Genomic DNA, 25,654 nt, shown 5'->3' with positions numbered 1-25,654 from the left:
CCATGCAGGCAATCGAGGTCCACGGGCTGCACAAGTCCTACAAGGACCTGCACGTGCTGCGCGGCGTGGACCTGGTCGTTCAGCCCGGCAGCATCTACGCACTGCTCGGGTCCAACGGAGCGGGCAAGACCACGCTGGTCCAGATCCTGAGCACGTTGCTGTCCGCCGATGCGGGGCAGGTACTGGTCAACGGCTTCGACACCGCGACCCAGCCCCGCCATGTGCGCGAGTCATTGAGCCTGACCGGGCAGTTCGCCGCCATTGACGGGGTGCTCACCGGCCGGGAAAACCTGCTCCTGCTCGCCAGGCTGCGTCGGCAACCCGATCCGGAGCGCGCAGCCGACGCGCTGCTCGAACGCTTCGACCTCACCGAAGCCGCATCGCGCCGGGCCTCGACCTATTCCGGGGGCATGCTCAGACGGCTTGACCTCGCCATGGGACTGGTCGGCGGCGCGCCGCTCGTGCTGCTGGACGAGCCGACCACCGGGCTGGATCCGCAATCCCGGATCCAGACCTGGCACATCATCCGGGAACTGGCCGCCTCCGGAACCACCGTCCTGCTGACCACCCAGTACCTGGACGAGGCCGAACAGCTGGCGGACCGGATCGCCATCCTGCACGACGGCACCATCATCCAGGAAGGCACCCTGGCCGATCTGCGCAAGCTGCTGCCCCCGGCCACGATCGAACACGTTGCCAAGGAACCGACGCTGGAAGACATCTTCCTGAACCTCGTCGGTTCCGCCAGCACCCCGGAAGGAGCCACGTCATGAGCAGCGCAGCCTTGCACGACACCCGTCTTCTCACCGCTCGCTCCCTGCGCCACATTCTGCGCAGCCCCGACACCATCATCACCACCGCGATCACGCCGATCGCCATGATGCTGCTGTTCGTTTTCGTCTTCGGCGGGGCGATCAACACCGGAAGCAGCGAATCCTATGTAGACTACATGCTCCCGGGAATCCTGATCATCACCATTGCCTCGGGCGTCGCCTACACTTCCTACCGGTTGTTCCTGGACATGTCCGAAGGCATGATGCTCAGGCTCCGCTCCCTGCCCATCTCCCGGTCCAGCATACTGTGGGGCCATGTGCTGACCTCGCTGGCGGCCAATGCCATCTCCCTGCTGCTGGTCATCGGCGTGGCCTTCCTGGCGGGCTTCCGCGCCCAGGCCTCCGTCCTGGACTGGCTGGCCGTCGCGGCCCTGCTGCTGGCCACGACCCTGGCGCTGACGTGGGTCGCGGTCATCGCCGGACTCAGCGCCAAAACCGTGGACGGGGCCAGCGCGTTCAGCTACCCGCTGATCCTGCTGCCGTTCATCAGCTCGGCGTTCGTCCCCACCGATTCCATGCCCAAGGCCGTGGCCTGGTTCGCCGAGCACCAGCCGATCACCGCCATCGTCGATTCGCTGCGCTCGCTGCTGACCGGGAGCGGCGTGGATGCATCGATCTGGGTCTCCGCGGCCTGGCTGCTGGGCCTGCTCGCAGCGGCCTGGGGCCTCTCCCTCTACGTCTTCGCACGCAAGACCCGCGGTTGACCCTGCAGGCCGCAAGCAGCGCCGGACAACGAACAGCCGCAGGATTGCATCCTGCGGCTGTTCGGGCGCTCTGGAACTACTTGGTGGCCCAGAGGCCCGACTCGTCCTTGAAGGACAGCGTTTCGGTAACGCGGATCTTGGCGTCCTCGACGGCTGCGGCCGGCACGTCGAAGGCCAGCTGGTAGGAGCCCTCGCCCCCGGCGGTCAGGGTCGGCACGTCCGTCGCCGGGCGCTCCGTCACCGCCATGTTGGTCGCAGTGCTGTAGATGCGCGCGTCGGAGCCGACCAGCTCGACCGTCAGGTCGATCCACGGGTCGCCTTCCTCGGCACCGTTGTACTCCGTGGCGAGGTCAACCAGCACGTACTGGCCTTCGGGCTTTTCGTTGAACGGATTCGCGGCGGCGATTTCCTTGTCCGCCTCCAGGTTCACCGCATCCACGCGGACCGTGTATTCTCCGATCGCGGCGGCCTGCCCCAGGTCCAGGGCCTGCGCAGGATCCTGCGCCTGTTCCAGCACCTCTTCCGAAGCGGCGACTTCGCCGTCGCCGGCATCCTCGATGGCCGCCGACAACCCGTCCAACGCCTTCACGTAGGCGGCCTGGGTCACGAACACCAGCACGATGGCGACAACGGCAATGATGCTCGAGGCGACGCCCAGCCCCTTGCCTCCGTTCTTCTTCGACGCGATGGCCAGCGAGACGACGCCGAGGACCAGGGCGATGAAGCCCAGCACCGCGGCGAAGTTGTTGACGATCGGCACCCAGCACAGGCACAGTGCAACGATGCCGATGACCAGGGCGGCGACGCCCAGGCCCTTGCCGGCCGACGACTTCGCGACCGGGGCGGGAGCCGGTGCCGGCATCTGGTGGCCGGGGTCCAGCTGATTTCCAACAGACATGAATGATTCCTCGAGTGATGATGGCGCGCCCAGCGCACCGGGTTTCGGCAGCGGCGGGAAGTGATGTCCTTCTGCGTGCCGAGGTCTGGAACGACCTGGACTTCATCATGCCAAGCGCGACCGACACTATGGCCCGCTGCCGGCCTTGCCGCCCCTGTCCCCTAGCCAGGCCACGCGGTCCCGGTGCAGAATGCGGATATGGGCAACATGACGGATCGTCCCGATGGACTGGAGACCCTGCGCTACGTGCGGCTGATGCTTTTGGTCGTGCCGCTGCTGCTGATCATTGCGATTCTCGTCTACGCGGTGGTGAACCATCGGATCGAGGACTCGATCAGCTCCTACTACCTCGGGCCGGCCCGGGACCTGTTCGTCGCCATGGTGGTCAGCACCGGCATCCTGCTGGTGGTGTATTCCGGTCCGCCGGTGGAGGACCTGGCCCTGAACCTGGCGGGGTTCTACGCCATGTTCGTCGCGCTGGTTCCCACCCGTTTCGAGGCCTCGCTGGCCCTGCTCGATGAGGCGGGGCGAACACGTTCCATCCTGTCCGTGCGCGTGGCCATCATCGCCGTACTCGTCGTCACGGCCGTCTTCGCCTATCTGGGGTGGAGGACCAGGCGCTGGCCGGGCCCCGAGTTGCTGGGCACGCCGCGGCGGCGGTTCTTGATGATCCTGTGTGCAGTGTTGCTGGCAGTCTTCCTGCTGCTGGTGCTCTGGCGGGTTGTCGAGGGCACGTACTTCGCCGGCGTCCATGTCACCGCTGCGTTCCTGCTGGTCTGCTCGATGGCCCTGGCGATCGCCAGCCATCTGGGCGCCGGCGGCCTGTGCGAGCACGACACCAGCGGCGGGCGGCGGATCCACTATGCCGGGATCCTGTGGCTGATGGGGGCGGGCCTGGCTGCCTGGCCGGTGCTCGTATGGCTGGGTGTGCGGCAGGCGGTGTTCATCATCGAATGGTTCCAGATCGGGCTCTTCGCCTACTTCTGGTACCTGGAATCCCGCAGGCTCTGGGAGCACTGATTTCCGGCACAACAAAAATCTCCCAGCCGTATGAAACGGCTGGGAGATTTTCCTTGGCTCCTCCAACTGGACTTGAACCAGTAACCCTTCGATTAACAGTCGAATGCTCTGCCAATTGAGCTATGGAGGATTGCAACGAGATATAACTTTACCCGAGGTTTTCCCGAATGCAAAATCGGCGCGCTAGGTTCCCCGAAGGATCCGCCGGCGCATCTCCAGCTCCATCAATTCCTTATTGACCTGTGAATATTCCTCGCCATCCGGGTCCATTTCGGCCCGCTGCAGCCGGCCGATCAACTCCGCCTTGCGATGTGTGATTTGAAGCTCAATCAAGCCGTTGATGATGTCCGAGCAGTACCGGTTCAGGTTGTGCTCGTCCAGCGCCGGAATGACGGTCACGGCGAGCTCCGAGACGAAGCTGCGCAGCTGCTCGGGCACCTCCTCGCGGATGACTTCCACCCAGGAAGCGGCCGAGGCGCCAGCGGTGGAGGCGGCGACGATCCCGTCATGCACCGCGGCGTGGGCCGGGGCCATGAAGCGCGATTCATAGAAGGCCTGCCACTGCTCGTCGGTCAGTCGCTGCGGCTGCTGGATGACCACTTCCAGCGCCTGGCGTTCCAGCCGCATCACCGGGTCGCGTTGGTCCGGGCGCTCGAAGGCAGGAGCGCTCGGGGTGCCCTGCGCCTGCGCCTGGGCCTGGGCCTGGGGCTGCGCGGGCGGGGTGTTGCGCGGCAGCTTGGCCCGCTTGATGGACGCGGCCACCGACCGGTTGACGTCCTCGTTGTTCATGCCCAGCCAGCCGGCCAGTTCGCGGGCATAGGCCGGGCGGATGGCCGAATCGCGGATCGCCGCGACAATCGGCGCGGTCTGGCGCAGGGCCTGGACCCGCCCCTCCACGGTGTCCAGGTTGAACTTCTTCAACTCGGCGCGGATGGCGAATTCGAACAGCGGCCGCTTGTTCGCAATGAGCTCGCGCACCGCCTCGTCGCCCCGGTGCAGGCGCAGATCGCAGGGGTCTACCCCGGTCGGCTCCACGCACACGTAGGTCTGGGCGATGAAGCGCTGGTCCTCCTCGAACGCGCGCAGCGCCGCCTTCTGGCCCGCCTCGTCGCCGTCGAAGGTGAAAATCACCTCGCCGCCGGTGCCGTCGTCCTGCAGCAGACGGCGCGAAATCTTGATGTGGTCGGTGCCGAAGGCGGTGCCGCAGGTGGCCACCGCGGTGGTGATGCCGGCCAGATGGCAGGCCATGACGTCGGTGTAGCCTTCCACCACCACGATCTGCCGCCCCTTGGAGATCTGCTTCTTGGCCAGGTCCAGGCCGTAGAGCACCTGGGACTTCTTGTAGAGCTGGGTTTCCGGGGTGTTCAGGTACTTCGGGCCCTGGTCGTCCTCGTAGAGCTTGCGCGCGCCGAAGCCGATGGTGGCCCCGGACAGGTCGCGGATCGGCCATACCACCCGGCCGCGGAAGCGGTCGTAGATCCCGCGGTTGCCCTCGGAGAACATGCCGGTGAGCTTCAGCTCCTCGTCCACGAAGCCGCGGCTGCGCAGGTGCTTGAGCAGCCCGTCCCAGCCCTTGGGCGCGTAGCCCACCGAGAAGTGCGCCACCGCCTCGGCGTCGAAGCCGCGGCCGGTGAGGAACTCGCGCGCCGCCGCACCCTCGCCGGTTTCCAACTGGGTGCGGAAGAATTCCTCGGCGACCTTGTGCGCATCGACCAGGCGCTGGCGCTTGCCGTAGTCCTCGCGGCGCGGGCCCGGGCCGCCGTCCTCGTAATGCAGCTCGTAGTTGATGCGGGCGGCCAGCAGCTCCACGGTTTCGGTGAAGGAGGAGTGGTCCATTTTCTGGATGAAGGCGATGACGTCGCCGGATTCGCCGCAGCCGAAGCAGTGGAAGGTGCCCAGCTGCGGGCGGATGTGGAAGGAGGGGCTGCGCTCGTCGTGGAACGGGCACAGGCCCTTGAAGGATCCGATGCCCGCGGATTTGAGCGTGACATAGGATTCGACGACCTCGCGCAGGTCGGTGCGGTTGCGCACCTCGTCGATGTCTTCGCGCTTGATCAGCCCTGCCATGATTCCCTTCTAAAACAGCGTTGCGTCCGGGGCCTCGCCCTTGACCAGATAGGAGTGCCACTGCGTGGCGGAGACGTCGGTGAGCGAGGCGACCTGGTCGATCACCACGCGCAGCTGCGCGTCCGCGTCCGCCGCGTCCTCCCAGTCCGCGGCGAAGATCGGCTCCAGGTTGTCCCTGCCGGTCTCCAGCAGCAGTTCCACCAGCTCGGCCAGCAGCGTGCGCTGCTGGTCGTAGAGCGGCTGGCGCCCCTCCGAGGTCATCACGTAGCTGGCCGCGATGCCCTTCATGACAGCGATCTCGTGCTCGGTTTCCTCCGGGACGATCAGGCTCGCGTTGTAGCGGGTCAGGTGGCCGGTGCCGTAGCGGGCGCGGGTGGCGTCCATGGCGGCCGCCGCGAAGCGCCCGATGAACTGGCTGGTCATGTCCTTCAGCCCGGCCATGGAACGGCGCGAGCCATCGAAGTGCGCCACCCATTCCTGACTCTGCTCCAGGCGGCGCAGCGCCGCCTCGATGTCCTGGTCCGCGGTGGTTGGCAGGTACCAGTCCTTGGTGACCTGCAGCGCCCGGGTGCGGGCGGCATCCTTCTTCAGCCAGCGCAGCTGCAGGTTGCCGCCGACGATGGCGTCCTCCACGTCATGCACCGAATAGGAGATGTCATCGGCCAGGTCCATGACCTGTCCCTCCATGCACACCACGCCGGTTTGGGCCTCGGGCACCGAGCGCAGCCAGTCGAAGACCGGCGCGTCATCCGCGTAGACGCCGAACTTGCGGGTGGGTTTCCCGTCGACCTGCGGAGCGTCGGCGCGCAGCCACGGGTATTTGCAGGCAGCGTCCAGCGAGGCGCGCGAGAGGTTCAGCCCGGCCGAGTGGCCGTTGTGCCTGAAGGTCTTGGTCTCCAGCCGGGTCAGCAGCCGCAGGGTCTGGGCGTTGCCCTCGAACCCGCCGATGTCCGCTGCGAGCTTGTCCAGCGCCTTCTCCCCGTTGTGCCCGAAGGGCGGGTGGCCCAGGTCGTGGGCCAGGCAGGCGGTGTCCACCACGTCCGGATCGCAGCCCAGCGCGGCCCCCAGTTCGCGGCCCACCTGGGCCACTTCCAGGGAGTGGGTCAGCCGGTTGCGCACGAAGTCGTCCTGGGTCGGGGCGACCACCTGGGTCTTGGCGCTCAGCCGGCGCAGCGCCGAGGAGTGCAGCACGCGGGCGCGGTCGCGCTCGAAGGCGGTGCGGTAGGACTTCTTGGCCGGCTCGGGCACCCAGCGTTCCGCATCCATGTCGGTGTATCCGGGGATCTGAGTCATAGCTCCAAGTCTAGTGACTAATTGGCGGGCCGCCGGGTTTATCCACCGTCGGCGTAGCTGCGGGCCTAGCCGCCGGAAATGTCCAGCTCCGCGGCCTTGATCATTTCGCGGTGCGCATCGGTCATGTTGCGCGAATCCAGCCAGCCGTCCGGCACGTGGGTCTTCTTCGGGTGGCCGGCGCGTCCGCGGGTGCCTTCGGCGGCGTCGCCCGGGTACGGCAGGTCCAGGTCCAGCTGGTCCAGCAGTTCGCGCAGGCGCTCAAGGGACGGGACCTGGGCCAGCTGGGAGCGGATCTCCCCGCCCACCGGGTAGCCCTTGAAGTACCAGGCGATGTGCTTGCGGATGTCGCGCATGCCCTTGCCCTCGTCCTCGAAGAACTCGGCCAGCAGCTCGCCGTGGCGGTACACGGTGTCCGCGACCTTGCGCACGCCGGGGCGGATGCGCTCGGCACGGCCCTCGAAGGCCGCCTGCAGGTCGCCGAAGATCCACGGGCGGCCCTGGCAGCCGCGGCCGACCATGACGCCGGCGGCGCCGGTCTGCTCCACCATCTCGATGGCGTCCTCGGCGCTGAAGACGTCGCCGTTGCCCAGCACCGGCATATCGTCCATGGCCTCGCGCAGGGTGGTGATGGCCGACCAGTCGGAGTGGCCGGCGTAGTACTGGCCCGCGGTGCGCGCGTGCAGGGTCACCGCGGCGGCGCCGTGGTCGCGGGCGATCTTGGCGGATTCCAGGTAGGTCTGGTGGTCGTTGTCGATGCCGGTGCGGATCTTCACGGTCAGCGGGACATCTCCCTTGGCCGCTTCGCGGGTGGCCGCCTCGATGATGGAAGTGAACAGGTCGGACTTCCAGGGCAGGGCCGAGCCGCCGCCCTTGCGGGTCACCTTGGGCACCGGGCAGCCGAAGTTCAAGTCGATGTGGTCCGCGCGGTCCTCCTCCACCACCAAGCGCACGGCGGCGCCCACGGTGGCCGGATCCACGCCGTAGATCTGGATGGAGCGGATGTCCTCGTCGGCGTCGTGGGAGATGATGCGCATGGATTCCGGGTTGCGCTCGACCAGCGCGCGGGCGGTGACCATCTCGGTGACATACAGTCCGCCGCCGTATTCGCGGCACAGCCGGCGGAAGGCGCGGTTGGTCACGCCGGCCATCGGGGCAAGGACCACCGGGGTCTCGATGGTGAGTTTGCCCAGCTGCAGCGGAGGCAGCTTGAGGGTCGGCGTTTCGCTTTGCACATCAGTCAGGATCGTCACCACTCCATTATCGCCCATGGGGGCAAATCCTGCGGTGAGATCTTGATCAAACCGCAACGTCACGAAACTGGTTTATCCATCGGCAATATCAGAAAATTAGACTATGACAAGTATTTCTGTGCCGGCAAGGGGCGCGCTGATCGCCCTGGTGACGGCGAGTGTGGGCTTGATAATAGCCGCCCTGATCGTGGTTTCGCTGCGCCCCGCCCCGCCGCTGCGCGAAGCCGACACCCCGGCAGGGGTCGTGCAGCGCTACGTGCTCGCCTACCAGTCCTCGGACCTGGCCGCAGCGCAGGCACTTGTTGAAGACGGGAAAGACAAGCAGGACTGCGTCAACTACCTCACGGAGGACGGCGCCGCGCAGGTAAGCCTGATCCGCGAGGTCACCACCGACCGCAGCTCCACCATCACGGTGTCCATCGCCTATGCCACCGACGGGGCGCTGCCCTTCGAATCCTACGAGTCGCAGGAGAACTTCGAACTGAAGAAGATCGACGGCACCTGGCTGATCACCGCCGCCCCGTGGCAGATGAGCCTGTGCACCGCGGAAGAATTGGGGCTCTAGCAATGAGCGCACCTGCGAAAACCGCCACCGGACAGACCGTCAACGCCCTGCGCGGCCTGATCCTGCACGGGCTGCTGCTGATCCTGCTCGTGCTGCTGGGCATCGGCCTGTCCCTGCTGATCAGCATGTCGCTGCGCGGCCTTGCCGTGGACGAGGACCGCCAGCTGGTCCTGGCCACCGCGCTGGCCTTCACCGTCATTCCGGGGCCGCTGGCCTGGGCGCTCTGGGTATGGATCCGCAGGAAGCTGGTCACCGCCCATCCCACCGATGCGGCGATCTGGTCCATGCAGGGCTCGGCGGTCTACCTGATCGCGCTGATCATGTCCTCCACCGCCCTGCTCCAGCTGCTCTCCAGCCTGGTCGGCGGCACCGCCGCCGACACCTGGCAGGACAGGGCCGGCACCGTCCTTGGCTGGGGCCTGATCACGTTCTGGCAGTTCCGGATGCTGAATTCGGTGAAGTACGCGCCGCGCGAACTCCCGCACCTGGCCGTGACCCTGGGCAACGCCTACGCCTTGGGCTTGGCCGGATTCTCGCTGGCCATGGCGCTGCGCACCGCACTGGAGCTGATCTTCGTCCCGGCCATCACGCTGCTAGGCCAGAGCCCGCTGCCCCGCCTGCTCGGCGCGGTGGTCTGGGCCGTGGGCGCCGCCGTGCTGTGGTTCTGGCACTGGAAGCTGCAGCGGGTCCAGACGCTGCGCGATGTCTTCACCTCCTTCGTGGTAATGCTGGTTGGCGTCTGCCTGGCCGCGCTGGCCACCTTGCTGGCTGCCGCCGCGGCCTTGAACATCATCATCCCGCTGCCGTGGGATATCGGCGCCATGGGCGAGAGGTTCGCCAGCTTCGGCCCGCTGGCGATCTCCGCACTGCTGTCCGGCGCCATGTTCTGGACCTACCACCACTGGCAGCTCGCGGGCCGCGGGACGCTGGTCGTCTCCGTGTCCCGGCAGATCATCAGCGGCATCTCGCTGGCGCTGCTGGCCAGCGGCCTGGGCATGGTCGTCAACGCGCTGCTGGCCTCGATTTCCTCCCCGCTGAATTCCGAAACCGCGCCCTCGGTGCTGCGCACCGGCATCGCGTTGGCGTTGGTGGGAATCCTGTTCTGGGTGAAGTACTTCCAGCCCGGCTCCCCCGCCGATCCCGAATCCCGGCGCGTGTACCTGGTGCTGTTCTTCGGCGTCAGCGCCGTCGTCGCGCTGGTGGCCCTGCTGATTGTCGGCTACCGGGTGTTCGAGATGCTGGTAGGCGGGGCCAGCCCGGCGCTGAACCTGCTGGACTACATCCGCGCCCCGCTGGGATGGCTGCTCGCCACCGCAGGTGTATCGGCCTACCACTTCGCCCTGTGGAAGTCGGACCGGGAACGGCTGGCCGCCGCCCGGCTGCAGGCCCCGGCCGCCCCGGCCGAGGACTCCCCGGCACCGGCCGAACCGGCCCCGGCGGACGTACGCACGGTGATCGTGGTCGCGCCGCACGGCAGCGACCACCTGCTGTCCACGCTGCAGCTCACCGAAGGCCTCGCGGTGCGCTGGATCGCGTCCAGCGGTCCGCGGCTGCCCGAGGAGATCACCCAGCAGCTGGCCAACCGGATCACCGAGGCCCTGTCCACCCGGCCCGGTTCGCTGCTGGCCGTGGCCAGCCCCGACGGCCAGGTGAGCTTCACGGAGCTGGCGGACTGATCCCCCGCGCAGTCTGTTCCGCAGGCGCCTTTCGTGTCAGCTGCCGGATTCCAGCGGTTCCGGCTCCGTGTGCACGATCTTGAACCCGGTGAATCCGTACAGCACGCTGAGCAGCGGCGAGAAGATGTTGAAGAACGCGAACGGCAGGTACAGCACGGTGGCCACCCCCAAGGTGGATCCCATGAACGCCCCGCAGGAGTTCCAGGGAACCAGCGCGGAGGTGACGGTGCCGGAGTCGGCGCAGAGCCGCGAGAGATTGGTCGGGGCCAGCGAGCGCCGGGCGAACTCAGCCCGGTAGGTGCGGGCCGGCAGCACCAGGGCGATGTACTGGTCCCCGGCCACGATGTTCAGGCCGAAGGCCGAGGCGAACACCGTCAGGAACAGTGCGCCGCGGCTCTTGGCCCGCGCGATCATGGGTTCGGTGATCCGCGAGATCAGTCCCAGCTCGTCCATCAGCGCCCCGAAGGTGACCGCGCCGATGATCAGCCACAGGGTCAGCAGCATCGAATCCATGCCGCCGCGCGAGAGCAGCCTGTCGATGTCCGCCAGGCCGGTGGTTGTTTCGAATCCCGTGGCCAGCGCCTGCCAGACGGCGCGGACGGCGTCGAGGACGCCGAGCGCTTCCTGCCCCACGAAGGCGGCATATACCCCGGGCTGCAGGATCGCGCCGGTGATTCCCGCGAATACCGCGGAGAAGAACAGGGCCATGGAGGCCGGCACCTTCTTGACGGACAGGACCACCAGCAACAGCAGCGGGAGCAGGTTCCACGGGGTGATCGCGAAGACCTCGCCGAGCTTGTCCAGTTCCACCTCGGTCGGCGCCGGCGGCACGGAATCGGCCCCGCCGGTCAGGCTCAGGATCGTGAAGAACACCATGGCCAGCCCGAAGGCCGGCACCGAGGTCCAGGCCTGGGCCTTGATGTGGGTCATCACGTCGGCCTTAACCATTTGGGCGGTCAGGATGGTGGTTTCCGACAGCGGGGAAGCTTGTCTCCCAGATAGGCTCCGCTGACGACCGCCCCGGCGGTAATCGCCGGGGAGACACCCAGCATGGCCGCGATCCCCACCAGCCCCACGCCAATGGTCCCGGCGGTGGTCCACGAGCTTCCGATGCTCAGCGCCACCAGTGCGCAGATCAGCGCGGCCGCCGGATAGAACCACGCCGGAGAGAGCACGGCCAAACCGTAGAACACCATGGTGGGGATGGTTCCGGACAAGTTCCAGGTGCCGATCAGTGCCCCTACGGCCAGCAGGATGAACACCGCTGAGGTGATGGACGCCAGCGCGGACTGGCCTGCCTGCTGCACCGCGGACCACTGGTGGCCGTTCTTCAGGGCGACCAGGGACACCACCAGGCAGGACGCCACCAGCGCCACCTGGATCGGACCGTCCAAGGCTTCCAGGCCGAAGACCAGCAAGGCGGCGGCGATGAGCAGGATCATGGAGAACAGCGGCACCAGCGCATCAAGCATCGTTGGGTCCTTGACGTTCCGTTCACTTCCAGCATTCCCAGCACTCATGCTTCATGCCTCTCCAGCGATGCCGGCCGTTAGACGTGCCGGAACCAGATGATGACCAGTAATTGCCAGTTTCGGTCGCGTACCCATGGCTGTCAAGGAAAAAGCCGTTGCAGCCGCGCCTCGAATTCTTCATCGGAATCCAGGCATGACGGATCCGGCGGAAGGCCACCGATGAAAATGAACAGAATTTTTGTTCATCTCCAGCACCTGCACAGCTGCGTCAGCAAAGATCTGCAACGCACGGCGAACCCGGTTTCAGCCGTGAACGCCGTGCAACGCGACAGGTCAAGTCACAATTCGATGATGTCCCTCAATGCCTCAGCACTGGAACCCAGCTCTGTTCGCGCATGGCTGCCGTGGCAAGCGTTCGAGATGCGTTCCCGGCGAGGCTTGCCACCGTCGCAAATGCGATTTTCATTTTGAGTGATTCGGCTTGCTCCGAGGTCGGTTGCCTCTGGATCGGACGCGACCAGTCCAATGACCCCAGCGCTTGGTGGGTCCGGGACATCCTGATCGAAGCGGAGCACCGCGGCAAGGGCTGCGGCGAGGAAGGCATGCTCTTGTCTGAAGACTACGCACGGTCCCAGGGCGCACCCACACTCGGGCTGAGCGTGTTCGGGATCAACCATTCGACGCGGGGTCTGCATGAATTGCTCAGTTATGAAACCACGAGCATCAAAATGAGGAAGAATCTCGCCTAGAATCATCGGGACTTGGAGGACTGCCGAATGGACAACGTGCGTTTGAACGGGCTGCTGCTGTGCACAAACACTGCAGAAGCCGATGTGGTGATCGACCATCTCCCGGAGCATGTCGAGCTCACCCGCAATGAGCCGGGCTGCATCTCTTTCGAGGTATCCCCCACGCAGGATCCGCTGGTCTGGTCGGTTGAGGAAGAATTCACCGATCCGGAAGCGTTCAAGGCCCATCAGGAGCGCGCAGCGTCGAGCTTGTGGGGACGGATGACCAGCTCAATCGCCCGCGATTACAAGATCAGCGGGCTGGACTGATCACCTCTGCCGCCCATGGCCCTCACAGTGCAGCCGTGCTAGCATACAGGCATGGCGGCCGTGCAGGAGTCGACCAGACCCACTTTCTGGAGCCGGGTTTTGGCCTCGCTCGTGGATTACCTGTTGATCCTCGGGTGGATGGTGGTGCTTGCTCTGGCTACCGTCCTGCTGTGGCTGTCCACCGGCAAGATCTACAACTGGCTCGAGCTGGGAACCGGTGGCGCCCAGTTGCTGGGCTTCGTGGTGCTGGTGCTTCCCGTGGGCGTCTACCTGTACCTTTCGGAATCCTCCGCCGCGCAGGCCACGCTCGGCAAACGCCAGCTGAATCTGCGGGTCGTCGATGCGCGGAGCGGCGGGCAGGCATCCAAACCGCGGATCTTGCTGCGCACCGTCGTCAAGCTGCTGCCGTGGGAGATCGCCCATTTCTCAGCCTGGCACTTCGTGGCCATTGCATCCACCGGCAGCTCCATATTCCCGGCCTGGCTGTACGCGGTGGCGGTCTTCGCCGATGTGCTGCCGGCGGTCTATCTGCTGATGGTCGGTTTGCAGCGCGAGGGTCGCGGACCGCATGATCTGGCGGCCGGAACCAAGGTGGTCAGGCTGCGAGCAGCGCCAGCAGAACTCCTCCCAAAGAGCCGATAACCACCACGCTCCACGGCGGAATCTTCCAGGACACCAGCAGCACGAAGCACACCAGGCCCAGGGCGAACTGCCCGGGTCCCGTGACCGCGCTGGTGAACACCGGGTCGTACAGCGCGGCGGCCAGGATTCCCACCACCGCCGCGTTGGCTCCGCGCATGATGGCCTGCGCCCGTGGATGGGCTGATACTTCGTTCCAGAACGGCAGCACCCCCACCAGCAGCAGGAAGCCGGGAAGGAAGATGGCTGCCAGAGCGATCGCGGCACCGAGCACGCCGCCGGGACCCACCGTGGAGATGGTTCCCAGATAGGCGGCGAAGGTGAACAGCGGCCCTGGCACTGCCTGCGCCGCCCCGTATCCGGCCAGGAAATCCTGGTTCGAGACCCAGCCGGTGTCCACCACCGCGCCCTGCAACAGCGGCAGCACCACATGCCCGCCGCCGAAGACCAGCGCGCCCGAGCGGTAGAACGCGTCGAACAGCGACAGCGCTCCCCACCCCGTGGCGGCCGCCGCCATAGGGGCGCCCACCAGCAGCAGGGCCAACGCGCCCAGACTGAAAGCTCCGGCACGGCGGCTGACGGTGAAACGCAGCGGCGCCTCGGAGCTGCCTGCCTGTGCAGGCTGGGGCGTGCGGCAAAGGAAGTAGCCGGCCGCCAGGCCCAGCACGATCGCCAGCACCTGTCCCAGGCTACCGCCCAGCAGCAGGGCCGCCAGCGCGGCGGCCACCGCAATCGAGGCGCGGGTGGCATCCGGGGTCAGGGTCTTTGCCATGCCCAGCACCGCCTGGGCGATGATGGCCACCGCCACGATCTTCAGCCCGGAGAGCAAGCCCTCGCCAATCGTCCCGGAGAAGAGCGAGGCGCCGTAGGCGAACAGGGCCAGCAGCACCGCGGAGGGCAGCGTGAAGGCGGCAAAAGCGGCCAGCGCTCCGCGCATCCCGGCGCGGTGCAGGCCCAGGGCGAAACCCACCTGGCTGGAGGCAGGCCCGGGAAGGAATTGGCACAGGGCCACCAGCTGCGCATACTGCGTGTCGGTGACCCAACGGCGGCGTTCGCTCAGCTCGGTGCGGAAGTAGCCCAGATGCGCTATCGGCCCGCCGAAAGAGGTTAATCCAAGCTTCAGGAAGACGCGGAACACTTCCCAGGCCGACCCCGTTTGGGTGTGCTGCTCGCTGTTCATGGAATCAGCCTACGCGGGCAAGGAAAACGCCAGGTAAACGGCGCTTCGTCCGGAACTAGCGGTGGATCTTCTGCCGGGTTTCCACCGCGGCGGTGGTCCCGCGAGCCCCAGATACCGTGGCCAGCGCCACCGCCAGCAGGGTCAGCAGGGTTCCCAGCACCGTTGCGGTGCTCACGTGGCTGCCGGCGGCCGGCACCACGATGTCCAGCACCAGCGAGCCGACCAGCTGCCCGCCCACCGCGGCCAGGCTGGTGACCAGCACCCCCAGCCGCTTGATCACCGTGGCGGTCAGCCCCACGAAGATGCAACCCAGCAGCCCGCCGATGTAGTACCAGGGCTCGGTGGGCAGCGGCGCAAGCTCCACCCCGCCGGCCAGGCGCGTGAGCAGCACGGCGGCCAACACCGCGAAGCCCACCACGAAGTTCACCAGGGTGGCGGCGATCGCGCTGCCGTAGGCCGCGGACTGCGCCCCGTTGGCCGCGCCCTGGAAACCCATCAGCATGCCCACCAGCAGGGCGAAGCCCATGGGCAGCAGCTGGCTGGACAGCTCGGTTCCGGCCGCGCCGGGGTTCACCGCCCACACCACACCCGCAATGGTCAGCACCACGCCGATCACGCGCAGCAAGTTGATCTTGCGCGGCACCGCCCCGCCGAAGCCCACGCGGTCCATCACCATGGAGCCGATGGACTGACCGGTGACCAGGCAGACGGTGAACAGCGCCACCCCGATCAGCGGGACGGTGGCGGACTGGCTGAACACGATCATCGCGCCGACGGCTCCGGCGGCCAGGTACCACCAGGGGAACCGGCGCTCGCGCAGCACCGCGGGGATCCGCCGCACGCCCCGGCGGGCCGTGGGCGCCGACAGCGCGGTGAGCACCAGGGCCAGCAGGCCCACTCCGAAGCTGAACGTGGCCGCGGCGATCGGGTCGCCCAACGCCGTGGCCAGCGCGCCGTTGATGCGCGACTGGATGGACAGCAGCAGCCCGGAGCCGACGCTGAGCAGGATGAAAAGCAGGGTGCCGCCGGTGCGGGAGCCCGGCGTGGTGGTGCGGGAGGTCAAAAGCTGGCTTTCGTGCAGTGGATGTCCGGTTCAAAAACGACAACGGGACCTGCAATGCAGGTCCCGTTGCGGTGTGCCAAGGCTAGCGAGCTGCGTCGCTGGCCATGATGTGGGTTGTGGAGATGACGGTGGCCTGCTCCACGCTGGCCAGCGCATCGACCAGCGAGGAGAGCACGAACATCGACGAGTCGACTTCCAGCTTCACCGGGTGCTGGTAGACCAGCATGGCGACCATGTCGCGCACCGCCTCGGCCACCTCGTCGTCGCTGAAGGCCGGGTTGTGGCCCACCAGCACGTCAGAGGGGGCGTTCTCGCGGGCCGGGATGTAGCTGACGGCGAAGGCCAGCGGCACCCCGCCCTCGGTCTTCGGCTTGTCGCGCAGCACCAGCGCGGCCTGCGCCCCGGTGTTCTCGTCCAGCAGCATGCGCTGGGCCGAGCCCACGGTCATGGCCGCCGGATCCCAGTCGGCGTGCACCGCATTGTAGAAGTCCATGACCAGGCGGGTCAGTTCCACGCTGCCGGTGGACAGCTCCTCGATGACGCGGTCATTGGTGTCGAACACCGGTTCCGCCAGGGCTCCGGGTTCGATGATGACATCGCGCGAGACCTGGATTTCGCCAAGGCCCAGCGCGGCGCAGAACGCCGCGGCGGCCTGCGCGCTGTCGCCTGCGGTCACGGTGTAGCGGGCCTTGAGCTCGCTCGCGGTCCCCGCCGGGATCTGCTCGCGCAGCCGCGCCACCAGTTCGGTGCCCACGCCGTTGCGGCGCATGTCCGGGGCGACCTCGACGTACAACCACAGCCGCTGCGGGTGCAGCGACGAGGCGAAGACGACACCCGCGCCGACGGCCACCGTATCGACGGTGGCCACCAGCGTGCGGGAAAACGGCGCATCGCTGTTCTCGCGCAGCATGGTGCGATCCTGGTGCGCCTGCGGGGACCGCGGGTCGCCGAAGATCTGCAGCAGCTCAAGGTCGTCCCCGGAACGCCAGGGGCGGAATTCCAGTTCATTCATCGGGCGCTTAGGCTCCGTTCAGACGCTCGGCGAGGTAGGCCGCCACCTGGTCCAGGGCGACGCGCTCCTGGGCCATGGTGTCGCGCTCGCGGATGGTCACGGCCTGGTCCTCGAGGGTGTCGAAGTCCACGGTGATGCAGAACGGGGTGCCGATCTCATCCTGGCGGCGGTAGCGGCGGCCAATGGCCCCGGCGTCATCGAAATCGATGTTCCAGCGCTTGCGTAGCTCGTTGGCCAGATCCTTGGCCTTCGGCGAGAGGTTCTCGTTGCGCGAGAGCGGCAGTACGGCGGCCTTGACCGGGGCCAGGCGCGGGTCGAGCTTGAGCACGGTGCGCTTGTCCACGCCGCCCTTGGTGTTCGGGGCTTCGTCCTCGGTGTAGGCGTCGACCAGGAATGCCATCATCGAGCGGGTCAGGCCGAAGGACGGCTCGATCACGTACGGGGTGTAGCGTTCGCCGGTGGCCTGGTTGAAGTAGCTCAGCTCGGCTCCGGAGGCCTTGGCGTGGCTGGACAGGTCGTAGTCGGTGCGGTTGGCGACGCCCATGAGCTCGCCCCACTCCGATCCCTGGAAGCCGAAGCGGTACTCGAAGTCGATGGTGCCGGCCGAGTAGTGCGCGCGCTCGCCATCAGGCACGTCGAACTGGCGCAGGTTCTCTTCCTTGATTCCAAGGTCCAGGAACCAGTCCCAGCAGTCCTTGACCCACTGGTCGAAGAACTTCGGTGCGTCTTCCGGAGCGGTGAAGTACTCGATCTCCATCTGCTCGAACTCGCGGGTGCGGAAGATGAAGTTGCCGGGGGTGATCTCGTTGCGGAACGCCTTGCCGATCTGGCCGATGCCGAACGGCGGCTTCTTGCGGCTGGCGGTGAGCACATTGGCGAAGTTCACGAAGATGCCCTGCGCGGTTTCCGGGCGCATGTAGGCCAGTCCGGCTTCGGTATCCACCGGGCCGAGGAAGGTCTTCATCAGGCCGGAGAACTGCTGCGGTTCGGTGAACTGGCCCTTGGTGCCGCAGTCAGGGCAGGCGATCTCGCTCATGCCGTCCTGCGGGGCGCGGCCCTTCTTGGCCTCGAAGGCCTCAAGCAGGTGGTCCTGACGGTGGCGCTTGTGGCACTGGGTGCACTCGACGAGCGGGTCGGTGAAGGTCGCGACGTGGCCGGACGCTTCCCAGACGGCCTTGGGCAGGACGATGGACGAGTCCAGACCCACCATGTCCTCGCGGCCGCGCACGAAGGACTGCCACCATTCGCGCTTGATGTTTTCCTTCAGTTCGGTGCCCAGGGGCCCGTAGTCCCATGCGGAGCGGGAACCGCCGTAAATTTCACCGGCCTGGAAGACGAACCCGCGACGCTTTGCGAGGGAAATGACCTGATCAAGCTTGGACTGTGGCGCCATATCAACTCCATAGGAAATTACGAGGCCGCTGGTTGCGGTCCGTAGAAAAATACATACCTTCCAAGACTATCGTTTCAAGGCCTGTGAAACTAAGTCGGTCCAAGTTATCGGCAGGTGAACTTCCCCGCTCTTTTCCCCGATGCGCGACTTGACGCGTCTTCAATAGGGAAGAATGGTGCCCATGAGTGCAAACGAAGCTTTTGACCTGGAAATCCGCGACGAGTCCATCCGGCTGGGACAGCTGCTGAAGCTGGCCAACCTCGCCGAGGACGGCATCCATGCCAAGGAGCTGATTTCCGAAGGCGCGGTTACAGTGAACGGGCAAGTGGAAACCCGCCGCGGGGCACAGATCCACCAGAACGACGTGGTCTGCGTTAACGGCGAATGCGTCAAGATTTCCAGCCGCGCCTAGTTCCGAGGAGCGATACCTCCTCGGCGAGCGCTAGCCCAGCGATAGTGCCCCGTTCCGCGTGAACCATCTTGCTGAGTCATTGTAGTTTGGAGCGGCTTCAACAACCCCTTTGCCAAGGTTCATGCTCGACGAGGCCTACCGGCACCGTGGCGAAGCGAGACTCCCCAATGGCAGGCAGGTCAGTCCAAGAGCCACTTGTATGTGTCCACGGATTCACCTGAACCGGAAACGACTGTGCAGACGACGGGTCTTGTCTCGAAAGGACCCCACAGTGTTGCATGCGAAGTGCAGGCGGAGGAAATCGCCATAAGGTCGCCGCTGCTTGGATATGGCGTAGATAAGACGATCTGAATTCTTGTCGTATTGGCGTCCGATTTGCCTGAATCCGATGTTTCGACGGCAGGAAGCTTCGCTATTTTATTGGCAAGTTTACGTTCGTCGTCCTTGTACATCGTAGCCGGGTCGTGGTGCGATGAATCCTCAACGGCCGCGATCAAGTCTTCCATCGCATTTGATATGAGCGTGGATACCGAAATGACGATGATGACTACTGCTGCCAGAATGACGGCCAGCATCTTCGTGAGTTTGCCAACCAGAGGTTTCATAAGACAAGCCTACAAACGATCGACTCAATGCATCGTTTGGCCGGCACTTAAATTCGACTCGGTTGACTTCGTTCCAAGTAATTCAGGCCTTGTCACACCGTCGCGCATGTCGAAGACATGGAAACACCTGTTGAAGAACCAAGCAAGAGACGTTGCCGGGGTATCGAAGTTTCCTTGCCACCACGGAAGTCCGATTAGGGTCGGACTCATTCCCAAGGCGTGCATGCGCAGTGCGGCTTATTCAAAACGTCAATATCATTCCCCGGCATACCGTCGGCAATTCCCCACAGATGGTGCGCAACGATCTACCCGCCGGTCACGCCATCTGCGACATCCGGGAAGTCCATGAGGCCGAAGTAGAGTCTATGCGTTCATTCAGCTCCAATGCGACACCGGAGGTTCCATCACCGACCCGCGGGTTCGGAGCGTCCGAGCAGAGTTCCCTGTGTCCAGCCATGGCAGCTGCAATCAGGACATGGCTGGGGAATGATGAAAGTTTTCCATACACCGGTCTTATCCGACACACCGTTGTCAACGGTTTCGCATCATCGAATAACCCTCGGCCCCATAAGCGGTAAGCCAGCTAGATCCAGGCCTTTACCCTGCTCTGCGGCCGACTTCGTCGGTGGACTCGCAAACGGCGATAGACAGCGGTTTCACTTCAGGCTTGCACCGGTCAAAGGTCGTGGGATCGGGGGGCCACGTCACCATTGAGAGCAGTCTTGCTTGCGATTATCCAACACCCTGAGCAGGGCCCAGTCGATTGCCCAGGCCCTGCGAAGCAGGCCTAACCCTTGAGCTTTAATACCTCGCGTTTGAGGAAAGAATCGACATCCTGGATTTCTTCCATGCTCACCGAGTGGGCAATCTGCGGGTAGGTTTCGCTGGTCAGCTCGGTGTGGGCTGGAACCCAGCCGAGAGTGAATTCAATCTTGTCGCGGGTGATGACCGGGTCGGCCAGGTCTCTGCCCCAGAAGAGCGGCAGCGGGTTAGCCTTGAGCTTCGCGTCGTCAAAGAGGTCAAGCTCCGGAGCCTCGACCGCGAAACCGGACAGGCCGACTACTGCAGACACTGCATCGCGCTGGTAGCGGGCCAGCGAGGTGGCCATGGCCATACCCTGCGAGAAGCCGAGCAGTGTGAGCGACGAGTGCTGAGCGGCAATCGGCTCCAAGAAGACCCAGAGGTCCTTCACGCTCTGCGCCACTGCATCGATCGAGTAGTCAATTTCCTGGGTCAATGGGAACCAGCTGAAGCCGGGCCCTGCTTGCAGCGGAGCGCGCACCGAAAGGTAGGTGAACTCCTCCGGCAGGTAGCGGGACAAGCCCATGAGGTCTTCTTCATTCGAGCCGTAGCCGTGCAGGAACACCAGCAGCGGTGTGTCGAGGCGGGTTTCGTCGTTGCGGGAAATCAGGGCAACCGTTGATGCTTCAGGATTATTCATAGTGGTTCAAGCCTATCGACAGTCGGGGTCCGTGGCATATCAATCGACACCGAGGCGCCGGTCGACGTTATTGCGAATCTGTAACGTTTGGATTTACTTGTTTCGCTGTCCCGGAACTCGTGGTTGACTAGTGCCATCAGTTTCTTCAAGCCCATGTCCGCCAACTTAAGGCCGTACCTGCAATGAATTTTGACGATGCCCCAGTGGAGTTCATCGAAGAGGTCGACACCCCCTCGTCACTGCTCGATTCCAATCCCATGGACACCATGGAAACCGTGTTTACCGGCGTCAGCATCTTGTCCATACTCTTCATTGTCGTTTTCACGCTAGTGGTCGTATTCATCATCGTGGTCTGGGTGCGCAACTACCGAGCGGCCAAGAACGCCGGGGTCGACATCTTCACCGTGCAGACCGACATCGCGGCCAAGGCTTCGAAGTCAGCGTTGCTCGCCCCGGCCCAGTCGAAGGAGGACCGGCTGCGTGAACTGGACGACCTGCGTTCCAAGCAGTTGATCAGCGCCGAGGAATACGCCGAGGCCCGCAGCAAGGTCCTGCTCGGATAGTTTTCTCGAATCGTTGACACAACGTTACTAACGAGTAACAATGTAGCTTGTGGCTATTTCCCCGAGTTTCGAAACCCCTGATTCCGAGAATTCCACGGTGCACCCCTGGCGCCGCTACGTAGCGGTCGGGGATTCATTCACTGAGGGCGTGGGCGACCCCGATCCCCTGTCCCCGCAGTCTTTCCGCGGCTGGGCCGACCGCTTGGCCCAGGAGCTCAGCCGGGGTGTGCCGGACTTCGCCTACGCCAACCTCGCGATCCGCGGCCGGTTGATTGCCCAGATCATCGAGGAGCAGGTCCAACCGACCATCGACTTGAAACCGGACCTGATTTCCATCTGCGCCGGAGGCAACGACGTGCTGCGCCCGGGCGGGGATCCGGACAAGATTGCCGACCAGCTCGACTCCACCATTTCCCGGCTGAATTCCACCGGAGCCACCATCCTGCTCTTTACCGGCCCGGATATCCGCGACACCCCAGTGCTCGGAAGCATCCGCGGCCGCGTGGCGATCTACAACGAAAACGTCCGCACCGTCGCCGCCCGCTACGACGCGATCGTGGCCGACATGTGGGCGCTGCGCGAACTGCACCAGCCGGTCATGTGGTCCGCCGACCGCCTGCACTTCTCGCCGCTGGGCCACCAGCGCATCGCGGCGATGGCGCTGGATGCCTTGAACGTCCCGCACACGCGCGATACCCGCATCGACGCGGTTCAGGACACCCGCAGCTGGAAGGAAGCGCGGATCGAGGACCTGCACTGGGCCCGCGAGCATCTGGCCCCGTGGGTACTGCGCCGGCTGCGCCACCAGTCCTCAGGCGACGGCATCACGGCCAAGCGCCCCACCCCGACGCCTTTTGCCGAGAGCACGCCGAACGACTCGCTGGGAGCCGGCGACAGCGCTCCCTAGCCCCGAACATGCCGAAGGCCGCATCACCGATAACTGGTGGTGCGGCCTTCGTTCCATGCCATGTCGCTCTCGATTAGTCCTCGTCGAAAACCAGTGTGCGCAGCACCCCGTCCAGCTGGGCGGCGTCTGTCAGGAATCCGTCGTGGCCGATCGGCGAATCGATGTAGTGCACCGGCTTGGGCGTGGCCAGGGAAGCAGCGAGCTTCACCGACTGCTCCGGGTAGTACAGGCGGTCGGACTTCACTGCCGCCACCAGCACGTTGACCTGTTCCAGCCGCGCCAGCGCGTGTTCGAAGGATTCATGCCCGCGGGCCACGTCGTGGCTCATCAAGGCCTCGGTGAGGACCAGGTAGCTGTTCGCGTCGAAGCGGTTGACCAGCTTGCTGGCCTGGTGGTCCAGGTAGCTCTCCACCTGGTAGCGTCCACGGCGCCCTTCGAAGGGAGCATCGGGGACCTCGCCGTCCTGCGCCTTGCGGCCGAAGCGGTGCTCCAGCTCCGCCTCGGACCGGTAGGTCAGGTGGGCCAACCGGCGGGCCAGCCCCAGGCCTTCGTCCGGGCGCGTCTGGTTCTGGTAGTAGTCTCCCCCGGCAAAATGCGGATCAAGCCGGATGGATTGAGTCTGCACCTGCGCGAACGCTATCTGTTCGGCGCTAGCTTGGCCGGTGGAGGCCATGACCAACAGGTTTGCGACCTGGTCCGGGAATTCCACTGCGTACTCGAGCGCTCGGGCCCCGCCCATGGATCCGCCGAGCACGGTGTGCCAGCGTTCAACACCCAGCTGCCCGGCCAGGCGCTGCTCCAGGCGCACCGAATCCTTGATGGTGACGAACGGGAACCGCGAACCCCACGGCACACCCTGCTCATCCAGGGAGGAGGGACCGGTGGACCCATTGCAACCGCCGACCATGTTGATCGACACCACGTAGAAGCGGTTGGTGTCCACCGTCAGGCCGGGGCCTACGAAGTCCTCCCACCAGCCGTCGGTCTGCGAATCGCCACGGGAGACGTGGGCGTCCCCGGTCAGGGCGTGCATGACCAGCACGGCGTTGCTGCGCTGCGCGTTCAGCGTGCCCCAGGTTTCATAGGCCAGGGTCACCTGCGGCAGGTAGCCGCCGAATTCAAAGGAATACTCCCCCACCGAGGCACGGCGCAAAATGCCGTGCGTCCCGTCGGTGAGCTCTTCGGCGTCAAGGGCGTCTTCGGTAGTCACAATGGATGCCATGCCTAGCGTGTTTCCTGCAGTTCCTTGCCATCAAGGGCTGCAACGGCCTGGAAGCCCAGCTCAAGGTCGGCCAGGATGTCGTCGATGTGTTCCAGTCCGACGCTCAGCCGCACCAGGCCCGGGCGGACCCCGGCGGCCAGGCGCTCCGCGTCGGAGAGCTGCGCGTGGGTGGTGGAAGCTGGGTGGATGACCAGCGAGCGGACGTCGCCTAGGTTCGCCACGTGCGAGTGCAGCTGCAGTGCATCGACAAACGCCTTGCCGGCTTCCACTCCTCCGGGCAGGTCGAAGGCCAGCACGGAGCCGGCGCCCTTGGGGCTGTACTTGCGGCCGCGCTCGAACCACGGCGAGGATTCCAGGCCGGCATAGGCCACTGCCTCGACATCGGCGCGGGCTTCGAGCCAGTTGGCCACCTTGGCCGCGTTTTCCACGTGGCGTTCGATGCGCAGGGACAGGGTTTCCAGTCCCTGGGCAATCAGGAATGCGTTGAACGGGGCCGGAGCCGAACCCAGGTCGCGCAGCAGCTGCACGCGGGCCTTGAGGATGTAGGCCAAGTTGGCGCCGAGGATGCCGTTGACACCCAGGTCGCGGGCGTAGACCAGGCCGTTGTAGGACTCGTCCGGGGTGTTGAAGCTCGGGAAGCGCTCCGGGTTCTTGGCGAAGTCGAAGTTGCCCGAATCCACGATCACCCCGGCGATGGCGTTGCCGTGGCCGCCGAGGAACTTGGTGGCCGAGTGGATCACGATGTCCGCGCCCCATTCGATGGGGCGGATCAGGTACGGGGTGGCCAGGGTGCTGTCCACCAGCAGCGGGACGCCGGCCTCGTGGGCGATCGCGGAGATGCCCTCGATGTCCAGCACGTCCTGGCGCGGGTTGGAAATGGTCTCGCCGAAGAACGCCTTGGTGTTCGGCTGGACGGCTTCGCGCCATTCCTGCAGGTTGTCCGGGTCGGAGACGAAGGTGACCTGCACTCCCAGCTTTTTCAGGGTGTGCTTGAGCAGGTTCTGGGTGCCGCCGTAAAGGCTGGGGCTGGCCACGATGTGGTCGCCGGCCTCGGCGATGTTCAGGATGGCGAAGGTGGTTGCGGCCTGCCCCGAGGACAGCAGCAGCGCGCCCACGCCGCCTTCGAGGTCGGCGATGCGGTTTTCCACGGCTTCTGTGGTCGGGTTGCCGATGCGGGTGTAGATCGGCTCCAGCTCCTGCAGCGCGAAGCGCGCGGCGGCGCTCTCCGCGGACGGGAAAACGAAGGACGTGGTTTGGTAGATCGGCAGGGTGCGTGCGCCGGTGACCGGGTCAGGGGTCTGGCCTGCGTGGATCTGACGGGTTTCAAACGACCAGTTGTTGCTCATGGCAGCCTCCAAAAGTTCCGTAACTATGGGGGTACACCACTGAACACACACCGCCGGGCAGTACCTCTAGGAGGTGTTGCCAGAGGGGTAACCCGCGCTTGTCCTCGACGCCGAATAGCTCAAGGGCCAGGTCTTCACCCGGGGCACCCCACCGCGGTTGGAGGGTTGCCGCCCAGTAAGCCGGGGCTTGTTACTGGGACTCATGACCTGCTTCCAGTGTGCCTGAGAATCGAATATTTTGACAACTCGCCAGCGCGGACGGAGTCTCAATCAGTCATATTCACGGCGATCCGCCCGGTTGCCGCACAGAATTCGAAGGACACGCGCGTCTTAGGATCGCCTAAGTAGAGACTGGGATCACATTGTTGTCATGATTGGCACATGATGAGGCTAGATCACGTTACGTACGCATGCGGCCCAGACGGGCTGATGCCAACTGCTGAGAGAATTGCAGAGTCCCTGGGCCTGGAATTCGTCAAGGGAGGCGTGCATCCACGGTTTGGAACTCGCAATGTCATTTTCCCGCTGAAGCACAACCAGTACCTTGAGGTCGTCGAGGTACTGAATCATCCGGCCAGCCTCAAGGCTCCCTTCGGTCAGGCCGTTCGCGCCCGCTCCGAGCTGGGCGGCGGCTGGATGGGTTGGTGCGTCTCATTGGACGACCTGAGCGGCGCAGAAGAACGCCTGGAACGCAAGGCCGTTCCCGGGAACCGCAAGTTCCCCGACGGCCGCGAACTGACCTGGCAGCAGATCGGCATCAAGGGGCTGATCGCGGACCCGCAGGTACCCTACCTGCTGCGCTGGGACGACGGCACCGAGGAACTGCATCCCTCGCGCGCGCTGGATCCGACCGGTGAAATCAGCGAGATCAGCATCGCCGGCTCCCGCGAGCGCGTGCTTGAATGGCTGGGACAGCCGGAGAACGTCAATCTCGGGCCGGTGACCACCAAGTACCAGGCACCCAACGGAACTCCTGGCATCCTGTCGGTGACGTTCAAGACCGGCAAGGGCACGGTGGTCCTCTAGGATTACCGG

General features: G+C 65.3%; 26 protein-coding genes, 1 tRNA gene and 1 riboswitch. Of the genes, 12 read left to right on the top strand and 15 right to left on the bottom strand.

Annotation, left to right across the window (positions count from 1 at the left end; all coding sequences use genetic code 11):
* The first annotated feature begins 2 nt into the window (after positions 1 to 2).
* Complete coding sequence (locus IEY43_RS05605) at positions 3 to 773, top strand: ABC transporter ATP-binding protein (RefSeq protein WP_188947621.1); 771 nt, start codon at positions 3 to 5, stop codon at positions 771 to 773.
* Entirely contained in the window at positions 770 to 1,537 is a 768-nt protein-coding gene (locus IEY43_RS05600; protein ID WP_188947620.1) for an ABC transporter permease, read from the top strand. Before IEY43_RS05605 ends, IEY43_RS05600 begins: the two co-directional genes overlap by 4 nt.
* A gap of 76 nt (positions 1,538 to 1,613) precedes the next feature.
* On the opposite strand, the gene IEY43_RS05595 is transcribed toward IEY43_RS05600, so the two are convergent.
* A complete protein-coding gene (locus tag IEY43_RS05595; protein WP_188947619.1) occupies positions 1,614 to 2,435 on the bottom strand; it encodes a DUF4190 domain-containing protein in 822 nt (273 codons plus the stop codon).
* A gap of 198 nt (positions 2,436 to 2,633) precedes the next feature.
* On the opposite strand from IEY43_RS05595, the gene IEY43_RS05590 reads away from it, so the two are divergent.
* A complete protein-coding gene (locus tag IEY43_RS05590) occupies positions 2,634 to 3,455 on the top strand; it encodes a hypothetical protein (protein ID WP_188947618.1) in 822 nt (273 codons plus the stop codon).
* Between the two features lie 54 nt (positions 3,456 to 3,509).
* Here the strand turns inward: IEY43_RS05590 and IEY43_RS05585 are convergent.
* The 4 genes from IEY43_RS05585 to dusB form a co-directional block, all read right to left on the bottom strand.
* Positions 3,510 to 3,585: transfer RNA gene (locus tag IEY43_RS05585), tRNA-Asn, on the bottom strand.
* A 53-nt stretch (positions 3,586 to 3,638) separates the two neighbouring features.
* Positions 3,639 to 5,522 carry a DNA primase gene (dnaG, locus tag IEY43_RS05580; protein WP_188947617.1) on the bottom strand — a complete coding sequence of 628 codons (1,884 nt, stop codon included), beginning with the start codon at positions 5,520 to 5,522 and terminating at the stop codon, positions 3,639 to 3,641.
* A 9-nt stretch (positions 5,523 to 5,531) separates the two neighbouring features.
* On the bottom strand, positions 5,532 to 6,815 hold the full coding sequence (locus IEY43_RS05575; protein ID WP_188947616.1) for a deoxyguanosinetriphosphate triphosphohydrolase: 1,284 nt from the start codon (positions 6,813 to 6,815) through the stop codon (positions 5,532 to 5,534).
* A gap of 65 nt (positions 6,816 to 6,880) precedes the next feature.
* Positions 6,881 to 8,083 (bottom strand): tRNA dihydrouridine synthase DusB, encoded by a 1,203-nt coding sequence (gene dusB, locus IEY43_RS05570; protein ID WP_188947615.1) that lies wholly within the window; start codon positions 8,081 to 8,083, stop codon positions 6,881 to 6,883.
* An 85-nt stretch (positions 8,084 to 8,168) separates the two neighbouring features.
* On the opposite strand from dusB, the gene IEY43_RS05565 reads away from it, so the two are divergent.
* Positions 8,169 to 8,630: a hypothetical protein gene (locus IEY43_RS05565; protein ID WP_188947614.1), complete on the top strand. Its 462-nt coding sequence runs from the start codon at positions 8,169 to 8,171 to the stop codon at positions 8,628 to 8,630.
* 2 nt (positions 8,631 to 8,632) lie between these two features.
* On the top strand, positions 8,633 to 10,306 hold the full coding sequence (locus tag IEY43_RS05560; protein WP_188947613.1) for a DUF5671 domain-containing protein: 1,674 nt from the start codon (positions 8,633 to 8,635) through the stop codon (positions 10,304 to 10,306).
* Between the two features lie 36 nt (positions 10,307 to 10,342).
* On the opposite strand, the gene IEY43_RS18125 is transcribed toward IEY43_RS05560, so the two are convergent.
* Positions 10,343 to 11,236 carry a Na+/H+ antiporter NhaC family protein gene (locus IEY43_RS18125; RefSeq protein ID WP_209550437.1) on the bottom strand — a complete coding sequence of 298 codons (894 nt, stop codon included), beginning with the start codon at positions 11,234 to 11,236 and terminating at the stop codon, positions 10,343 to 10,345.
* Positions 11,237 to 11,262: 26 nt separating this feature from the next.
* A complete protein-coding gene (locus IEY43_RS18120; RefSeq protein WP_209550386.1) occupies positions 11,263 to 11,778 on the bottom strand; it encodes a Na+/H+ antiporter NhaC family protein in 516 nt (171 codons plus the stop codon).
* Positions 11,779 to 12,173: 395 nt separating this feature from the next.
* Here IEY43_RS18120 and IEY43_RS05550 point away from each other — a divergent pair, with 395 nt between their 5' ends.
* The 3 genes from IEY43_RS05550 to IEY43_RS05540 are packed head-to-tail and all read left to right on the top strand — an operon-like array spanning position 12,174 to position 13,478.
* Complete coding sequence (locus IEY43_RS05550) at positions 12,174 to 12,527, top strand: GNAT family N-acetyltransferase (RefSeq protein ID WP_188947612.1); 354 nt, start codon at positions 12,174 to 12,176, stop codon at positions 12,525 to 12,527.
* A 27-nt stretch (positions 12,528 to 12,554) separates the two neighbouring features.
* Positions 12,555 to 12,836: a putative quinol monooxygenase gene (locus IEY43_RS05545; protein ID WP_188947611.1), complete on the top strand. Its 282-nt coding sequence runs from the start codon at positions 12,555 to 12,557 to the stop codon at positions 12,834 to 12,836.
* 51 nt (positions 12,837 to 12,887) lie between these two features.
* Entirely contained in the window at positions 12,888 to 13,478 is a 591-nt protein-coding gene (locus tag IEY43_RS05540) for an RDD family protein (protein WP_188947610.1), read from the top strand.
* On the opposite strand, the gene chrA is transcribed toward IEY43_RS05540, so the two are convergent.
* The 4 genes from chrA to IEY43_RS05520 all read right to left on the bottom strand — a co-directional run bounded on the left by chrA (position 13,432) and on the right by IEY43_RS05520 (position 18,123).
* Complete coding sequence (chrA, locus tag IEY43_RS05535) at positions 13,432 to 14,655, bottom strand: chromate efflux transporter (RefSeq protein ID WP_188947609.1); 1,224 nt, start codon at positions 14,653 to 14,655, stop codon at positions 13,432 to 13,434. The two genes, IEY43_RS05540 and chrA, sit on opposite strands and share 47 nt — an antisense overlap.
* Before the next feature lie 55 nt (positions 14,656 to 14,710).
* Positions 14,711 to 15,718 (bottom strand): DMT family transporter, encoded by a 1,008-nt coding sequence (locus IEY43_RS05530; protein ID WP_188947608.1) that lies wholly within the window; start codon positions 15,716 to 15,718, stop codon positions 14,711 to 14,713.
* Between the two features lie 82 nt (positions 15,719 to 15,800).
* The gene (locus tag IEY43_RS05525; RefSeq protein WP_188947607.1) at positions 15,801 to 16,730 is read right to left on the bottom strand and encodes a GNAT family N-acetyltransferase; all 930 of its coding nucleotides are present in this window, start codon (positions 16,728 to 16,730) and stop codon (positions 15,801 to 15,803) included.
* Between the two features lie 7 nt (positions 16,731 to 16,737).
* Complete coding sequence (locus IEY43_RS05520) at positions 16,738 to 18,123, bottom strand: glycine--tRNA ligase (RefSeq protein WP_188947606.1); 1,386 nt, start codon at positions 18,121 to 18,123, stop codon at positions 16,738 to 16,740.
* A gap of 181 nt (positions 18,124 to 18,304) precedes the next feature.
* On the opposite strand from IEY43_RS05520, the gene IEY43_RS05515 reads away from it, so the two are divergent.
* Positions 18,305 to 18,535: an RNA-binding S4 domain-containing protein gene (locus tag IEY43_RS05515; protein WP_188947605.1), complete on the top strand. Its 231-nt coding sequence runs from the start codon at positions 18,305 to 18,307 to the stop codon at positions 18,533 to 18,535.
* Between the two features lie 179 nt (positions 18,536 to 18,714).
* Here the strand turns inward: IEY43_RS05515 and IEY43_RS05510 are convergent, their stop codons facing one another.
* A complete protein-coding gene (locus IEY43_RS05510; protein ID WP_188947604.1) occupies positions 18,715 to 19,140 on the bottom strand; it encodes a hypothetical protein in 426 nt (141 codons plus the stop codon).
* Positions 19,141 to 19,927: 787 nt separating this feature from the next.
* Positions 19,928 to 20,581, bottom strand: a complete 654-nt coding sequence (locus IEY43_RS05505) for an alpha/beta hydrolase (protein ID WP_188947603.1) — start codon at positions 20,579 to 20,581, stop codon at positions 19,928 to 19,930.
* A 182-nt stretch (positions 20,582 to 20,763) separates the two neighbouring features.
* Here IEY43_RS05505 and IEY43_RS05500 point away from each other — a divergent pair, with 182 nt between their 5' ends.
* Complete coding sequence (locus IEY43_RS05500) at positions 20,764 to 21,144, top strand: SHOCT domain-containing protein (RefSeq protein ID WP_188947602.1); 381 nt, start codon at positions 20,764 to 20,766, stop codon at positions 21,142 to 21,144.
* 55 nt (positions 21,145 to 21,199) lie between these two features.
* Complete coding sequence (locus IEY43_RS05495) at positions 21,200 to 22,051, top strand: SGNH/GDSL hydrolase family protein (RefSeq protein ID WP_188947742.1); 852 nt, start codon at positions 21,200 to 21,202, stop codon at positions 22,049 to 22,051.
* A 73-nt stretch (positions 22,052 to 22,124) separates the two neighbouring features.
* Here IEY43_RS05495 and metX read toward each other — a convergent pair whose 3' ends face one another.
* Entirely contained in the window at positions 22,125 to 23,273 is a 1,149-nt protein-coding gene (gene metX / locus IEY43_RS05490; RefSeq protein WP_188947601.1) for a homoserine O-acetyltransferase MetX, read from the bottom strand.
* A gap of 2 nt (positions 23,274 to 23,275) precedes the next feature.
* Positions 23,276 to 24,619, bottom strand: coding sequence for a bifunctional o-acetylhomoserine/o-acetylserine sulfhydrylase (locus IEY43_RS05485; RefSeq protein ID WP_188947600.1), 1,344 nt, complete (start codon positions 24,617 to 24,619; stop codon positions 23,276 to 23,278).
* Between the two features lie 89 nt (positions 24,620 to 24,708).
* Positions 24,709 to 24,827, bottom strand: a riboswitch (SAM riboswitch).
* A 173-nt stretch (positions 24,828 to 25,000) separates the two neighbouring features.
* On the opposite strand from IEY43_RS05485, the gene IEY43_RS05480 reads away from it, so the two are divergent.
* Complete coding sequence (locus IEY43_RS05480; RefSeq protein ID WP_188947599.1) at positions 25,001 to 25,645, top strand: VOC family protein; 645 nt, start codon at positions 25,001 to 25,003, stop codon at positions 25,643 to 25,645.
* The last annotated feature ends 9 nt before the right edge of the window (positions 25,646 to 25,654 follow it).

The organism is Glutamicibacter protophormiae, from assembly GCF_014647495.1.
GTDB lineage: Bacteria > Actinomycetota > Actinomycetes > Actinomycetales > Micrococcaceae > Glutamicibacter > Glutamicibacter protophormiae.
Note: the sequence above shows the minus strand (reverse complement) of the source record. Positions and strands in the feature narration are given on the sequence as shown.

What these genes read in the sequence shown, in the direction of transcription:
- IEY43_RS05480 (WP_188947599.1), top strand. Translation starts at nt 25,001, where the DNA reads ATGATGAGGCTAGATCACGTTACGTACGCATGCGGCCCAGACGGGCTG.
- IEY43_RS05575 (WP_188947616.1), bottom strand. Translation starts at nt 6,815, where the DNA reads ATGACTCAGATCCCCGGATACACCGACATGGATGCGGAACGCTGGGTG.
- IEY43_RS18125 (WP_209550437.1), bottom strand. Translation starts at nt 11,236, where the DNA reads ATGACCCACATCAAGGCCCAGGCCTGGACCTCGGTGCCGGCCTTCGGG.
- IEY43_RS05505 (WP_188947603.1), bottom strand. Translation starts at nt 20,581, where the DNA reads ATGAATAATCCTGAAGCATCAACGGTTGCCCTGATTTCCCGCAACGAC.
- IEY43_RS05515 (WP_188947605.1), top strand. Translation starts at nt 18,305, where the DNA reads ATGAGTGCAAACGAAGCTTTTGACCTGGAAATCCGCGACGAGTCCATC.
- IEY43_RS05595 (WP_188947619.1), bottom strand. Translation starts at nt 2,435, where the DNA reads ATGTCTGTTGGAAATCAGCTGGACCCCGGCCACCAGATGCCGGCACCG.
- chrA (WP_188947609.1), bottom strand. Translation starts at nt 14,655, where the DNA reads ATGAACAGCGAGCAGCACACCCAAACGGGGTCGGCCTGGGAAGTGTTC.
- IEY43_RS05560 (WP_188947613.1), top strand. Translation starts at nt 8,633, where the DNA reads ATGAGCGCACCTGCGAAAACCGCCACCGGACAGACCGTCAACGCCCTG.
- IEY43_RS05525 (WP_188947607.1), bottom strand. Translation starts at nt 16,730, where the DNA reads ATGAATGAACTGGAATTCCGCCCCTGGCGTTCCGGGGACGACCTTGAG.
- IEY43_RS05510 (WP_188947604.1), bottom strand. Translation starts at nt 19,140, where the DNA reads ATGAAACCTCTGGTTGGCAAACTCACGAAGATGCTGGCCGTCATTCTG.
- IEY43_RS05600 (WP_188947620.1), top strand. Translation starts at nt 770, where the DNA reads ATGAGCAGCGCAGCCTTGCACGACACCCGTCTTCTCACCGCTCGCTCC.
- IEY43_RS05590 (WP_188947618.1), top strand. Translation starts at nt 2,634, where the DNA reads ATGGGCAACATGACGGATCGTCCCGATGGACTGGAGACCCTGCGCTAC.
- IEY43_RS05545 (WP_188947611.1), top strand. Translation starts at nt 12,555, where the DNA reads ATGGACAACGTGCGTTTGAACGGGCTGCTGCTGTGCACAAACACTGCA.
- IEY43_RS05500 (WP_188947602.1), top strand. Translation starts at nt 20,764, where the DNA reads ATGAATTTTGACGATGCCCCAGTGGAGTTCATCGAAGAGGTCGACACC.
- IEY43_RS05540 (WP_188947610.1), top strand. Translation starts at nt 12,888, where the DNA reads ATGGCGGCCGTGCAGGAGTCGACCAGACCCACTTTCTGGAGCCGGGTT.
- IEY43_RS05605 (WP_188947621.1), top strand. Translation starts at nt 3, where the DNA reads ATGCAGGCAATCGAGGTCCACGGGCTGCACAAGTCCTACAAGGACCTG.
- IEY43_RS05565 (WP_188947614.1), top strand. Translation starts at nt 8,169, where the DNA reads ATGACAAGTATTTCTGTGCCGGCAAGGGGCGCGCTGATCGCCCTGGTG.
- IEY43_RS05485 (WP_188947600.1), bottom strand. Translation starts at nt 24,619, where the DNA reads ATGAGCAACAACTGGTCGTTTGAAACCCGTCAGATCCACGCAGGCCAG.
- dusB (WP_188947615.1), bottom strand. Translation starts at nt 8,083, where the DNA reads ATGGGCGATAATGGAGTGGTGACGATCCTGACTGATGTGCAAAGCGAA.
- IEY43_RS18120 (WP_209550386.1), bottom strand. Translation starts at nt 11,778, where the DNA reads ATGCTTGATGCGCTGGTGCCGCTGTTCTCCATGATCCTGCTCATCGCC.
- metX (WP_188947601.1), bottom strand. Translation starts at nt 23,273, where the DNA reads ATGGCATCCATTGTGACTACCGAAGACGCCCTTGACGCCGAAGAGCTC.
- IEY43_RS05520 (WP_188947606.1), bottom strand. Translation starts at nt 18,123, where the DNA reads ATGGCGCCACAGTCCAAGCTTGATCAGGTCATTTCCCTCGCAAAGCGT.
- IEY43_RS05550 (WP_188947612.1), top strand. Translation starts at nt 12,174, where the DNA reads ATGGCTGCCGTGGCAAGCGTTCGAGATGCGTTCCCGGCGAGGCTTGCC.
- dnaG (WP_188947617.1), bottom strand. Translation starts at nt 5,522, where the DNA reads ATGGCAGGGCTGATCAAGCGCGAAGACATCGACGAGGTGCGCAACCGC.